Annotated in this window: 13 protein-coding genes; 3 read left to right on the top strand and 10 right to left on the bottom strand. The window is 38.0% G+C overall.

Annotated elements, in window-relative coordinates; genetic code table 11:
- Positions 1 to 831: 831 nt before the first annotated feature.
- Genes AC6CH7_RS02950 through AC6CH7_RS02930 form a run of 5 tightly spaced genes read right to left on the bottom strand, consistent with a single transcriptional unit; the run spans position 832 to position 2270 of the window.
- On the bottom strand, positions 832 to 954 hold the full coding sequence (locus tag AC6CH7_RS02950) for a hypothetical protein (RefSeq protein WP_498261269.1): 123 nt from the start codon (positions 952 to 954) through the stop codon (positions 832 to 834).
- Between the two features lie 12 nt (positions 955 to 966).
- Complete coding sequence (locus AC6CH7_RS02945; protein ID WP_498261268.1) at positions 967 to 1320, bottom strand: DUF6717 family protein; 354 nt, start codon at positions 1318 to 1320, stop codon at positions 967 to 969.
- Positions 1317 to 1814 carry a GNAT family N-acetyltransferase gene (locus AC6CH7_RS02940; RefSeq protein WP_498261267.1) on the bottom strand — a complete coding sequence of 166 codons (498 nt, stop codon included), beginning with the start codon at positions 1812 to 1814 and terminating at the stop codon, positions 1317 to 1319. The genes AC6CH7_RS02945 and AC6CH7_RS02940 overlap by 4 nt, the downstream gene beginning before the upstream one ends.
- Positions 1815 to 1824: 10 nt before the next feature.
- Positions 1825 to 2040, bottom strand: a complete 216-nt coding sequence (locus tag AC6CH7_RS02935; RefSeq protein WP_498261266.1) for a protein-disulfide reductase DsbD domain-containing protein — start codon at positions 2038 to 2040, stop codon at positions 1825 to 1827.
- A complete protein-coding gene (locus AC6CH7_RS02930; protein WP_498261265.1) occupies positions 2037 to 2270 on the bottom strand; it encodes a hypothetical protein in 234 nt (77 codons plus the stop codon). Before AC6CH7_RS02930 ends, AC6CH7_RS02935 begins: the two co-directional genes overlap by 4 nt.
- A gap of 100 nt (positions 2271 to 2370) precedes the next feature.
- On the opposite strand from AC6CH7_RS02930, the gene AC6CH7_RS02925 reads away from it, so the two are divergent.
- Positions 2371 to 3180, top strand: coding sequence for a hypothetical protein (locus AC6CH7_RS02925; RefSeq protein ID WP_498261264.1), 810 nt, complete (start codon positions 2371 to 2373; stop codon positions 3178 to 3180).
- A gap of 95 nt (positions 3181 to 3275) precedes the next feature.
- Complete coding sequence (gene dcp, locus AC6CH7_RS02920) at positions 3276 to 5420, top strand: peptidyl-dipeptidase Dcp (protein ID WP_498261263.1); 2145 nt, start codon at positions 3276 to 3278, stop codon at positions 5418 to 5420.
- A 21-nt stretch (positions 5421 to 5441) separates the two neighbouring features.
- Here dcp and AC6CH7_RS02915 read toward each other — a convergent pair whose 3' ends face one another.
- Positions 5442 to 6077 (bottom strand): Pr6Pr family membrane protein, encoded by a 636-nt coding sequence (locus AC6CH7_RS02915; RefSeq protein WP_498261262.1) that lies wholly within the window; start codon positions 6075 to 6077, stop codon positions 5442 to 5444.
- 150 nt (positions 6078 to 6227) lie between these two features.
- Between AC6CH7_RS02915 and AC6CH7_RS02910 the strand changes: the two genes are divergently transcribed.
- Positions 6228 to 8015 carry an alpha-L-fucosidase gene (locus AC6CH7_RS02910; protein ID WP_498261261.1) on the top strand — a complete coding sequence of 596 codons (1788 nt, stop codon included), beginning with the start codon at positions 6228 to 6230 and terminating at the stop codon, positions 8013 to 8015.
- 15 nt (positions 8016 to 8030) lie between these two features.
- Here AC6CH7_RS02910 and AC6CH7_RS02905 read toward each other — a convergent pair whose 3' ends face one another.
- From AC6CH7_RS02905 to AC6CH7_RS02890, 4 genes are all read right to left on the bottom strand, one after another.
- Entirely contained in the window at positions 8031 to 8777 is a 747-nt protein-coding gene (locus tag AC6CH7_RS02905) for a LytR/AlgR family response regulator transcription factor (RefSeq protein WP_498261260.1), read from the bottom strand.
- Between the two features lie 140 nt (positions 8778 to 8917).
- Complete coding sequence (locus AC6CH7_RS02900; protein WP_498261259.1) at positions 8918 to 11902, bottom strand: sensor histidine kinase; 2985 nt, start codon at positions 11900 to 11902, stop codon at positions 8918 to 8920.
- A gap of 70 nt (positions 11903 to 11972) precedes the next feature.
- The gene (locus AC6CH7_RS02895) at positions 11973 to 13382 is read right to left on the bottom strand and encodes a c-type cytochrome domain-containing protein (protein ID WP_498261258.1); all 1410 of its coding nucleotides are present in this window, start codon (positions 13380 to 13382) and stop codon (positions 11973 to 11975) included.
- 3 nt (positions 13383 to 13385) lie between these two features.
- Positions 13386 to 14324: a sugar phosphate isomerase/epimerase family protein gene (locus AC6CH7_RS02890; RefSeq protein WP_498261257.1), complete on the bottom strand. Its 939-nt coding sequence runs from the start codon at positions 14322 to 14324 to the stop codon at positions 13386 to 13388.
- Positions 14325 to 14335 lie beyond the last annotated feature (11 nt).

Genomic DNA, 14335 nt, shown 5'->3' with positions numbered 1-14335 from the left:
TGATAATCTCTAGGATTCGTTACACTTCATCCTGGATAAAGGTAGAGAAAAGCATTCATGAGCCAGCCGATTTGCCAAAATTAAAACCATAACAGTGCAAAGCAATGGCGTATGTTTTGAGCGACATTAGATTTGCCGAATACTGAATAGCCCACAACTAGCTTTGATAATACTATAAGCCTATTGATAGAACGAACTATCCGCAATGTCAGTAATAGATACCACAAAAGCCTATTCCAGCACTGCATAGTGGCGACTCCAACCCTTTCACAGCTTAAACCCCAATCTGTGAAGAGGGTTAAAGTGGGAATAATAAGAAGATTACAAACTATTGCAAACTTATATAGCCTTTAAAATAAACCGCAATTGCCATTGGCAATAGTAAACTAGCAATCCAAATAACCCAACAAATCACACGAGTTCTCTTACTATTCCATTGATGGTTTATAAATTCATCATATATACCTTGATGTCTGCCTTTTGCTGCTAATATACGGTACAGTATCCCTAAAATTACAAGGTTTATTACAATGCCTATTACGCGAGTAAACGGTGTAAGGTGCATTATGGATTTATTGACCAGCAGACCAATCAACATCGTTAGGCCGAAGATGCTTAATTCCACTAGTAGCACGGCCCTAAACCATCCGTCCCAATCCTCAGGTTTGTCTTTATAAAAGTAGAGGAAACAGAAGTAATAAAATCTTAACAGCATGCTCGTATAAATATAGAAAATTTATGCTTATCAATCAATTGGGAGACTCGATGACTGTCCCGTTGTGTATTGCACTCGATGATAGTAAAATGCTCCCTTATATCGCACCTAAGGTATTACTGATCTTCGGTCTCATCGTAGTAAAGGTTGACCAGTTCATTGTTGTATTGCGGCATAGTCTTAATAACTTCCTTCTCAGTACCGTTCTTCTTACCAAGGATGTAGAATCTATTTTCCAATTACATTTCGGTTTATAAGCTAACTGGCGCTATGTAAATAGCTTTAGGCAATTTATAGAATACATCAACCGTAACCTGACAAAGCCACATTTCATGATTAAACAATTCCCCCCTATAGGTTTCCATAATATAATTACCACCACCAATAGTATTAGTTAAGTCTTGAACAAGTTTAATCCTGTCGGCACCCTCAAACTGTTCATCACTCATTTCTAAGTAACATTCATTACTATATGCACTAACTTTATCAAGCATCGTATCTGCCCCATCTACCATTTGCAAATCATCAATTGAGCCACCCCATTCAGGCAGATCAATGTACCACTTACCGTCAGCCGTCTTGTAAAATCTAAATGTGTCCTTCATATCTTGTCGGGTGAGGAAATAAAAACCATTTTATGTATATCGTAACTTATGCCTTTATGGATCATCGTTTTACTTTTCTCTGTTAAGAATTTGAAACCAACTGATTCGTAACACTTAATTGCTGCATAATTCTTTACCCAGGTAAAAAGTTCAACGGTATCCGTGTTGTAAAGTCGCTTAGATTCTTCCATCAGCAATTTAATAAAATACCTTCCTAATCCCTTGCCCCGAAGTGATGGTTCTCCTACAAGAATCCTGGCTAATCTTGGGTAACCACTTTCCTGAGGGATGATTTCTCCAAAAGCAAATGGAAGCTTTTCTAAGGTATAGCATATATAAAGATGACGATCTGGATAAGTGTCCTGATAATCCTGAATTTGCTGTTCTGTTAAAGGATAAGAAAAATCTGTCCCAGAGAATTGAAGCAAAAGCGCTGCATCGGTTACCCAATTCTCCAATAATTTAAAATCTGAATTCTTATACGGTTTAAGCATTTCTAAACTTTTATTTTACAGGAACAGAGAACTTTATTGTCTCTCTTGGCAAACATCGTTGATCATTGCAAATCATAAACTCGACCTCCCCTTTAACCGTAGCAGTCGAACCTGCAAGTTGTATTTTTTGGTCAAACACTACCGATTTCTCAAAGTAGCTTACATTTATGTCTAATGTTTTTTCAAATTTAGTAATTGGTTTGGGCTCCAATGTCTTGCTTTTCAACTTATAAGTTTTTTCGGGAAAAAAGTAAATATTGTTTTTAATTGATCTCCTTTTGGGATGTTCAGAGCATAAATATGCCATCCACTTTCCAGGGAGGCCTTTATGTACAAAATTGCTTCAGTGGCGGATGTCTTCTTTGCAGCATAACTCCATTTTACTGGCTTCAATATCTGGCCCTTCACTGTTATGGTAAATAGTGATACCATCACAATTAGAATTATTTTTTTCATTAATATTTTCCTCATACCAATGTTACGAAGATATATTTGGATATTTAATGTCAGAATTTAACTTTGTTAAAACCAAATATTCCTCTTATCTCAAAATTTTATGAAAACTATTTTTTACGCCCTTCTAACAACCGTTGCTTTCTCTGCTTGTCAAGGCAATAAGGAAAATGCCGCAACTTACACTCCGACAGTGCTAACTGCAACAGAAAAATTCAATTATTATCCTGAAACCAAAGGCGACACGTTAGCTCTTATTACTGCCGAAGGTGATAAAAAAGCGGTTGAAGAAGCAACAGAGGTGTTTAGTGTAAAGTACAAGGATACTGTTATTCAAATCCAAACAAATCCGGCAGACAAAGCCTCTGCAATAGGTAAATTTTCTACTGCTGAATATGTAAATACTCAAAAAACTACTTTACTTGTCCAAATTGCAGACAACTCAGGTCTGGTGGCTCCTGTATATTTAATCACAATAACAGATAAAAGACCAGAAGTGATTAGCCTTTACAGAGCATCTAAAGGTAAAGAGGATAAAAAATATACCAAGGGAATTATTAAAACCGGAAGAGATGGTTACTTGGTTAATAATGATTTCTTTGTTGCCAATGTTAACGCTAAAGTTTTCTTAATTAAAAGACAAAATCCGGATGAAAGAATCCAGGGAGAATTTATGTTGAAGTCTCCCGACAAACAAACATTTGCATTTCTAGGCGAAAAATCTTTTTTCCAGGTGCACTATCCTACAGGAAAAGTATATGACCAACCTTTAAAAACTTTACCAACAGCAAAAGGAAATGATCTGTTTGCATGGATTCAGGAAAACTATAAATGGGATAGAGATAAAGAAGGTATTTCACACTTAATCCCTAGCGACAACGATAAGATTGTCGATTTAAAATCATTCAAGTAAGCATTACAAATTGCACATAAAAAAGCGCCTGCATCAACACCTAATGATACAGGCGCTTTTTTATGTACATTAGAGCAACAAAATAAAAAAACTGCATGAAAACATCATTTAAGGTTCCTTTGTTTGCAATGCTTGCAATTCTAACCTCTTGTCAAAATACCGACAAAAAGTCGACAGCAGACAGGACGGCTTTATCACCCTCAAACCCCTTTCTTAACCAGAGCAAACTACCTTACCAGGCACCTGATTTTGATCATATAAAAGATAGCGATTTTAAGCCTGCCTTCGAAGAAGGAATGGAAGTTCATTTAGAAGAAATCCAAAAAATTGCTGGCAATACCGAAACGCCAACATTCGAAAACACGCTTGTCGCAATGGAGAAATCAGGTGAAATGCTGACGAGGGTAAATCGGATATTTGGCCTCCTTACAGGTGCAAATACAAACGATGATCTACAAAAATTACAAGAAGAAATTGCACCTAAACTTGCTGCTCACCAGGATGCTATATCATTAAATCCTGAGTTATTCAAAAGGATCGAATCCATTTATAATACAAGAGAAAAGTTAAAATTAGATCAGGAATCAAAACGATTAATAGCATATTACTATCAGGCATTTGTTTTAGCCGGGGCTAAACTTTCAGAAACAGACAAAACAAATCTTAAAAAGCTGAATGAACAGGAGGCCTCTTTAAGTGCTAAATTTTCTAATCAGCTTCTTGCTGCTGCCAAAGCAGGTGCTTTAATTGTTAATGACAAATCAGAACTTGCAGGCTTATCAGAAGGTGAGCTTGCTGCTGCTGCCCAAACTGCGAAAGCAAATAAGTTAGAAGGCAAGTGGATGTTATCTCTTCAAAATACCACCCAGCAACCTTCGTTGCAAATGTTATCAAACCGTTCAACCAGACAGAAGCTCTTTGATGCTTCCTGGAATCGTGCTGAGCGAAACGACACAAATGACACCAGAAAAGCTATTGTAGAAATAGCAAAAATCAGAGCAGAGAAAGCAAAACTTATTGGCTTTCCTAATTATGCTACATGGAAACTGCAAGATCAAATGGCTAAAACTCCTGCCGCAGTGGAAACCTTCTTTTCCAAGCTCGTGCCCTCCGCAACAGCAAAAGCCAAAGCTGAAGCTGCTGATATCCAGGCTGTAATTGATCAACAAAAAGGTGGTTTTAAAGTAGAACCGTACGACTGGAATTATTATGCAGAACAGGTTCGCAAAGCGAAATACGACCTGGATGAAAATCAGATAAAACCTTATTTCGAATTAAACAAGGTACTTCAGAATGGTGTATTTTATGCTGCCACCCAACTTTATGGCATCACTTTTAAAGAGCGCACAGATCTTCCGGTATATCATAAAGATGTTAAAGTATATGAGCTATTTGATAAAGACAATACTACCATAGGCTTGTTTTACTGTGACTATTTTAAACGTGACAACAAATCTGGAGGCGCCTGGATGGACAATATGGTTGGTCAATCTAAGCTATTGGGTACTAAACCAGTAATTTTCAACGTATGTAACTTCACTAAACCTGCAGCCGGTCAGCCGGCATTAATCAGCTTTGATGACGTAACTACAATGTTCCATGAGTTTGGTCATGCGCTGCATGGTTTCTTTGCGAACCAACAATACCCAAGCTTATCTGGCGCCAATGTTGCCAGGGATTTTGTGGAGTTTCCATCTCAATTCAATGAACATTGGGCAATAAACCCAATGGTATTTAAAAATTACGCTGTTCATTATAAAACAGGTGAGCCAATGTCACAAGCATTGGTTGATAAGATCAAAAAGGCTGGTACATTTAATCAGGGTTATGCATTAACAGAAGTCCTTGCAGCCGCTGCACTCGATATGCAATGGCATAAGCTATCAGCAAAAGATCCTTTGCAGGATGCAGACAAATTTGAAACCGCAGCCTTACAAAAAACACATCTTGATTTATCTTATGTTCCATCGCGCTATCGTTCTTCTTACTTTTTACACATTTGGGGAAATGGCTATGCCGCGGGCTACTATGCTTACCTGTGGACAGAGATGTTAGATCATGATGCATTCTCCTGGTTCGAAGATAATGGAGGATTAACCCGTGCCAATGGTCAACGCTTCAGAGACATGATACTTTCAAAAGGCAACACAGAAGATTACGGTAAGATGTTTAGAGATTTTCGCGGACATGATCCAAATATTTCTGCAATGCAGAAATATAGAGGCTTAATTACAAAATAACATATAAAGGGAACCGGCTAATTACCGGTTTTCTTTTTTAAACCTTCCTCCTATCCAAACCGATAAAAACGACAACACCAGGAACACAACAAGCACATAAAAACAGTTTACGAATACTGTTGCGTACCCATATTTCGCCACATCTACAAAAGGGTAAGGGTAAAATCCTGATGCAGATCCTCTGTATAAGATAAACATCAAATAAATAAAAGGATAAATAAGCCAGCTAAAGGCATCATTCCATTTCAATGAATCTTTAGGTACAAATAAGAACCAGTATGCTACAAATAAAATAGGAATAATTAAGTGGAGTAACTCGTCGACGATCAGTTGTAAGCCCTTTGGTTCCCATGTAAACCTCAATATTAGGTTATAAATTAAAGCCACTACAGTAATGTAAACCGCGGTTGAGGTCAGGGTAGCCGGCTTTGTAAAGAACATGCTTTCCTTTCGTTTCAGTAACAATGAAGTAAAGCACAATGCTACAAGAATATTAGTTAAAACAGTAAAGTAGCTGAAATACCTAATAACTGACTCATCAACCGGTACAATATTGCTTTGCATAGTAAGATAAAGCTGTGCTATTAGTGCAAACCAGCTTAATACAACACCTGTTATTAACAACCAATTACCGCCTTTGATATTGCTTTGTTCCATACTAACACCAAGTTACGGAAAAAGGAATACATAAATGCAAGGCCAAAAAAGTTTAATCATTAGCTATTAAGGGAGAATAATCTTAATCCTTATCCCCTATCTTAGGTAATTGTTAACCAAATCAATAAACTTCCAATAAACGAAGCATTCATGTCCATTTTAAAAGCATTTATAACCACTGGTATTTTCACGGCATTAACATTTAGCTCATCTATGGCACAAGACATTGAACGATGGGACAAACAAGCCAATGAAAAAGAAAATCCTAATGCCAAATGGTTTAAAGAAGCAAAATTCGGTATGTTTATCCATTGGGGCTTATATTCAAAACTTGGAGGCGTATGGAATGGCAAAGATTATTATGGCAGTGGCGAGTGGCTAATGCATCAGGCCAAAGTACCTGCAGCGGATTATGCAAAAGTTGCTAAAGCGTTTAATCCCGTAAAATTTAATGCCGATGAATGGGCCGATCTTGCAAAGGATGCCGGCATCAAGTACATGGTAATTACCGCCAAACACCACGAAGGCTTTGCAATGTACGATTCAAAAGTAAGCGATTTCAATATCGTAAAGGCTTCTCCTTACGGAAAAGATCCTATGAAAGCACTTTCAGATGCCACAAGAAAAAGGGGTATACAATTTGGCTTTTACTATTCTCAATTCCTGGATTGGCACGAGCCAAACGGCGGTGGCAACAAATGGGACTTTGATGAAAAAAAGAAAGATTACTTAAAATATTATAAAGAAAAGTCAATTCCACAGCTAAAAGAACTGCTTACCAATTATGGTGATCTTGGTATTGTTTGGTTTGACATGCCCGGTGGTCTTGATAAGAAACAGACTCAGGAACTGGTAGACAGTATGCATGCCCTGCAGCCTAAGAGCCTTTTTAGCAGCAGAGTTGGGCAAGGACTGGGAGATTACCGCACCTTCGGTGATTCTGAAGTTCCTGCAACACCAATTAAAGGTGCCTGGGAATCCATATACACGCACAACGATTCATGGGGATATATTAGTCATGATATGAACTTTAAGTCTCCCAAAGAGATCATCCAGCTACTTGCAACCGTAGCTTCTAAAGGCGGCAACCTTATGCTAAACGTAGGACCTGATGGAGAGGGTAACATTCCTCCTTATTCTGTGAAATACTTAAATGAAACTGGTAAATGGCTTCAAATAAATGGCGAAAGTATTTATGGAACCACCTACGGATTAATTCCTGCCCAACCTTGGGGCGTGACCACATCGGCACCTGGCAAACTATACCTTCATGTACTAAATAACCCTAGAAACGGAAAAATTAGGATACCAGGCGTAAATGTAGCAGTAAACAAAGTGTATCAGCTTGCAAACAAACAACCGGTTAAATGGACAAAACAAGGTAACGATATTATTGTGGACGTGCCTAAATCCTTAAACGATCACAACACAGTAGTTGCAGTACAGTTCAGCGGGGATCTTAACGATGGTTACACAGCTTCAATACCACAGGTTTCATTACAGTACGAATTCAACACAGTAGATGCAGTAAATGCCGAAGTTAAGGGAAATGCAAAAATACAATCACTTACTTACAGTCATTATTTTGGCGACTGGAAACACACCACCTGCGTAACAAACATGAGCAGTCCAGAGGACGAGGTATCCTTTAAGTTTTCAATAGCAGAACCAGGCGATTATAAAATACTACTGGAATATTCATGCCCGGAAGCAAGCAGTAAACAAGAAGGACTAATGAGCTTTAACCAAACAACCTATAAGTTTCAAACATTAAGAACATCAGAGTTCAGTGCAGGAAAACCATTGTTATTTATTAAACATCCAGTTGCCATTGTTTCTGTTGATAAACCGGGTATTTATACCATAAAACTAACTCCAGACACTAATGGAAAGGCATTATTTAGTTTAAAATCTGTTATCCTGCAGCCGGTATTGTAAAACGACTCTCGGCAACTATATCTTGGTAAAGAAATTCAGGAACTCCTGCTTTTTTGTCCTGCTTAGGTTGATGATCGTGTTGTTGGTCATTACGACCTCCCCTCCTTCGCCCCGGATATAGTGTTTTATATAATCGAGGTTAATGATAAAGGATTTATGCGCTCTAAAAAATGAATGGTCGCCCAGTGCTTCTTCAAATGACGATAGTGTTTTACTTACTAAATGAACCTGCCCGTCGTTCATTATAATATTGGTATAACAGCTAGTCGCTTCAAGATATAATATTTCCTTTATCTTAATGAAATGAAGTCCCTTACTGCTGGATAAGGCTAATGTGTCCATGATTCTGGTTTGCGTAAAGTGCTTAGCCATTTGAAATTGTTTCTTGGATGCTGCGGTTTCGTTGTTTAAAAACCTATCTACGGCATCCTTTAGTTCAGTTTTATCTATTGGCTTTAGTAAATAATCTAATGCATTTAACCTCAATGCAGCAATCGCATACTGATCATATGCAGTAGTAAAAATTGTCTGAAAGTTAAATTCATCAAATTGCTCCAGAACATCCAAGCCGCTCATTACAGGCATTTCTATGTCCATAAAAACAATATCCGGTTGGCTCTCTTCAATAATTAATTTAGCCTCAGTACTTTTCTGACAAGTAGCAACCACCTCAATCTCTTTACAGCACTGATTCAGTAGGTGCTGCAGCGTTATTATACCATGCTTCTCATCGTCAACGATAATAGCTCTGATTGCGTTCATATTTAGATAGTTTTAGCTCTATAATTTTTAGTCCTTTCCAATAAATTTAATTCATTAATTTGTAAAACACGAGAACCAATTAGTAAACGGTAAGTTTTAACTATCAAATGGTTATCTCTCGAAAAAATTCTTTTACCAGTTTAATAAATCATGTTAAGGTAAATATGAACGGCAGTACCTATTGCTTCATTCTTTTCATTATACAGATCCTCAATTACAATCTGGCTGTCGCTACTCAATAGCTTCAGCCTGCTCGATGTAATATCTACCCCATAAGATTTATGTTTAAACTGGCTTGGCATAAAAGATCCGGCCGCCACACGACCAATTCCATTGTCTTTTATTGTAATATGCAGTATGTTTTCATCACTCTTTTCTATCAATACTTCCAAAAGCCCCATCCCTTCTTTATTTCTTAACCCATGCCAAATGGCATTCTCAGCAAAGGGTTGCAAAATAAGCGGAGGTACTCTTAAAGATTCCGGATGAATATCCTTGCTGAACTTAATAATATACCCAAAACAATGCTCCAGTCGAACTGCTTCCAAATTCAGATAAAGCTTCAGCGTATCCAGTTCTTTATCCAGAGAAATAGCGGTGTGTTTAGAATTATCCAGTATATTTCTCATCAGCTTAGAGAAAGTGGTAATGTACTCACTTGCTTCTTCGGTTTTATGTTCAATAACAAAGCTATTTATAGAGTTAAGTGTATTAAACATAAAGTGCGGATTCATTTGCGACCTAAGGGCCTGCATCTCGGCATCTTTTAGCTTTCGCCTATATTGTTCTTCTATCTTATGCTGATGAAACAAGTACCTGTAAACGTAAACTATACCCAGTATAATAAGCCCAAACATCAGGAACAAAAACCACTGCGTTTTATAAAATGGAGCTGGTAAAAATACTTTTACCAACAACCCCTTTGATTGCCAGTTCTCCATGTTGTCCCCCGCCTCAATTAATAAACTATAATCTCCGGGGGCAAGGTGTCTTAAAGACAATTCGGCCTTATTACCTAAGTAATTCCATTTGGTCTCATCCTTAAATTTATAACGGTATATTATTTTTCGCTTATCAATATAAGTAAGTGAAGAGAAAAGCAATTCCAGTTCTGTTTCCCCTTTCTTAAGCTCAATATTTGGATCATTGGTATTAATGGTTTTACCATTTATCTTAATGCCACATAGTTCCAGTTTGTTTACCAGTTGTGATCTAACAATTTTGCTTACATCAATAAAAGATAAACCATTCTCAACCCCAACAACAAGGTTTCCATTTTTCAATTTTCTAAATCCGTAAATCAAGTCATCCCCTGGTAATCCATCTATTTGCGATATTCTGATTACTTTATCGGTGTTCTTGTTGTAAACATTTAATCCTTCCTCTGTCGCAAACCAAATATTTCCATTAGGGTCTTCTGTAATCCCTTCAACCCTATCATTTGCTACATCATAGGTCTTAGTGTTTAGGAGCTTTTTTATCTCCCCATTAGCATTCAGCAGGTTCCAACCGCCATATCCTGAAACAAGTACATTATTATTTGCTGCCGGGGCGATCCGGTTATAATAATCACCAGAAAACATAGAATGATTGGCATTTGCTTTAAACTTACTTATCTCAGTAAAAGCCTTTTGCGATTCGCTGTAAATGGTAATTCCGAAGTCTTTGGGCATCCAGCCGATCAGCCAAATTTTACCATCACTGTGAACATAAATGTCATTCCACAAATTGTCCGACCAAAACTGTTTATCATTCGTCACTAAGCCCTCCTCTTTTTCAAGAGAAGGCCATTTGTAAACCTGAACCGGTTGTCCGGCAGGCAATACCCAAAGTTGTTTATTTTTATAAAGAATGCTTTTTCTTATCGCCCCATTTAAGGGGATTGCCAGCTTTTTAACCTTTTCGTTATCAACAAGGAAAATACCAATATTTGTACTTACAAAAAGCTGATTACCATTAAGGTGTAAGCGCTCACACTTAGCGTTCTTATCAGGTAGTGGTAGTTTGCGCCAGCTCGATGCTTTATAAATCCATAGTAAGTTATCCCTGCCACAGGCGTAGATATCGCCGTTGGGCATTTCAGCAATATCCACCATCATATTCCCCGGTTTTTGGAAATCAGTGGGCAACATCTCATTACTTATCGAGGTGTACCTATTAAACAGCTTCACCAGCCCCTTGTTTGTCGCAATCCAAATAACTTTGGTTTCGTTATTTACAATAACTTCATTAATAATCTGTCCTTGTGTTTTATAAAGTAATTTAGGTCTTAAATCGGTATCGCTTAACAGATATACGAACTGATCAGAATACAATAACCTCTGGTTAATCCCATCAAATACTATTTTGCCCAATCCAATAATCCGGTCATTGTTGGGCAAAGAAGGGAGTTGTTTAATCTCCTGTGTTACCAGATTATACTTTGCCAGCGATCCGTTAGTGGTACCAAAAAGGATTTCTTCTTTGTTGATTCGCAAGGCTGAGATATAGTTTAGGCTCCTTAGTTTAGCATCCGGATGAATACTAAGCTTACCAGTACTCTTTTGCCAAACATATAGCCCACGATTTGTAAACACCCAGATTTCGCCTTTTTGCATTTCTAAAAAAACGATATTCCTTTTTATCTTATCGGGATTTTTATCAGTGAAGAATACCTTGCCTCTGGCGCCGCTCGCATTATAATATTTAATATTGTTAAAATCACTGCACCATATCCTATCTTCCGAATCAACAAAAATATTTTCAAAATGATCGTTGTTTGGATCAGTATCATGGTATTTATTGGCCACAATTACCTTTGGTTTATCATAAAAGCTCTTTAATAAGCACAAGCCATTATAAACATCATGATAATAAATAACGTCGTCTTTAACTAAAAGTGAGGTAATATTAGTGAGGGCTGCCGGATGCTCTAGAAAACGATAACCATCATATTGCGATAAGCCCCTCCTGGTTGCCAGATACAGATAACCGTTTTTACTTAAACCTAACTGTCTTACAAAGTCAGAGGGTAGTCCCTCATCAAATCTGATAATTTCATCCTTTAAATGGCTTTGCGTCTTGCCGAAATAAGGCAAAATACAGAGCAACAATAAAATGTAATTAACAGATGCCTTAATACCCATTCTATATTAAACTTATCAATTTACAGTGTAATTTGCAAATGATCAGTCTATAACTGTACAGTCATCGTTTCTATTTTGCCACTGGAGGTTTCACTTCGGTTGTATCTTTTTCAAGAGTAGGCACAACATAGCCACCAAAATCCAGGGTCACTTTAGGAAATACCTTTTTAAGCTTTACCTCATCATCTTTAGTTATACCTGTCTGATAGAGGTAAATACTATTTAACTCTTTTAAAGCTTTTAACTGCTCTACTCCGGCAGCAGTAACTTTAGTACCAACAAGATTTACGTATTGCAGATGACTTACACCTTTGATCAACGCTACCCCTTTATCGGTAACTGCAGTTCTGCTTAAATTAAGACGGATCAGGTTGTCGAGCTTGGCAACTGCCTGCATCCCTTTATCATCCAAAGCAGTATTGGCAAAATTAAGCCAAACCAACTGTTTATCTAATGGTTCTAAAAGTTTTAACACATCAGCATTTGCCTTTGCGGTTACAAAACTGGCAGATAAATAATTACTGGTACTTAGCACAGGGATAACCACTACACCCGCCTGTTTAAGCTTTTCAATAGCCGCAGCATCTGCTTTTCCAATTTCTTTTTCAGGAATATCTGCCAATTTATTTTCTTTTTTAGCAGCCCCGGTCTGGAAACTTAACAGCAGTACCTTTTCCTTCTCTGATTGCTTAAAATCCTGCACCTTTTTATTAAAGTCAGCCCCTTGTTTTACCCACCACTGCAGCAATTCAATCTCTTCGGCAGTAAGTTGTGGTTTTTCTTTTGGAGGCATGTGATCTTCATTAGAAGGCGGTAAAAGCAATCTTTTAATCAACTCGCTTTCTTCAGCACTTCCCGGAACCAATGTTTTACCATCTTCGCCCCCTTTTAATATAAAGACCTTTCCGTCGAGCCTCAGCTTTCCTTTCTGTTTTTCTGCACCATGACAATTATAGCATCTGTTTTGCAACAAGGGTTGAATCATGTGAGTATATGCCATTGCCTGCTGTACATTTGCAATTGGTGGTATAGCAGCTTTTCCTTTCCCGTCATCTTTTAGCGCAGAACTGATATAATCAGATCCATGAGTAAGTGAGCCACCATAATGTCCGGTAATGGTTATCAAAACAATTAGAACTACTGCTACCAGGTTTAATAAGCCTTCTTTAGCCTGTTTTTTGTACATCGTATAAACAAGCAGCGAAATAACCGACACGCTAATGCCTAGCCATTGATGGATGCCCACCATATTGCTATCGTAATCTCCACTTTGCGACAATAAATAACCGCTTACTGAAGAAAAAACAGCGCCCAGTCCTCCAAGTAAATAAATAAGGGGTACTGCAGGTCTTAATGCCGAAAACTTAACACTTGTTGTAAGCAGTTGAAAAAGGCATCCTAGCAGCAAAATACCTATTGGTAAGTGAACAAGAATTGGATGAAACCGGCCGATAAAGTCGGGAATTGATAGTAATGTCATCTCCTACAACTGATAACGCTTGCGCAGCAGGTTCATCATATAAACATTTATCGCCCATTGGTCTGCCACTGGTTGTCGGGTGTAGGGTAAGGTCTGTAAGTAATCAGGCGGACCAAATTCTGTTAAAATGGTCATCCTTTCGCCTTTCAACTTCTTACGTTCTATAACCTTATCCCACCATTCAAGGTGTGCTTTTATAGCGCCATCCCATTCCGGTGCCCTCGGATCATTAACCTGTGCCCCCTGTGGATGGCCAACTCTGGAATGAATATGACTTACCCTTTCCAATGCAATATCAATAGTTGCTTTCTGATCTGCCAGCAAACTTTCATGTACCACACACCAGTGCGATATATCCAGGGTTAACCGCAAATCAGGATTTTTCTCCATAAAGTTTCTTGCTATAGGTGCACAGAAAAGCATTCGTCCACGATGCGTTTCATGATAAATCGGGACACCAGTTTCTTTACTCTTCTTTGTTGTATAATCTATAAACAGCTTGTTCTGCTCATAGGTAAAATAATCTTTACCAGAATGACAGTTCACGTAAACAGGCTTCTGAAAGCTATTGCCCGTTGCTGCATCCAGATTTTTCTTAAATGTATTTAAATGTGCTGTTGGCTCGCTCTGGCTGCCACCACACAGAAAACCAACCTGTAGGCCATGTTTCTTTAATGCAGTAAATAAATTCGCCTGCGCTTTGCCGTCATCTCCCGGCCACCAAACCTCTATCCCCTCATACCCTTCTTTTTTTGCTAAAGCGCAAAACTCATCAGTAGTACCCGGAAAACCCCAATCGGTAGCCATAAATAACAATTCATATCCTGCCTTTGCTTTAACGTAAGGAATTTCCTGAGCAGCTATTTCGCCTAGTGGAATCAATAATCCGGCAGCTGTTGCCGTTGCAGTAGTTTTTAAAAAATGTCGTCTGTTTTGGTGCATTTATAATTGCG

This window comes from Pedobacter sp. GQ55, assembly GCF_059758925.1.
The sequence above is the reverse complement of the archived record's forward strand: the minus strand, read 5'-3'. Positions and strand labels throughout refer to the sequence as shown.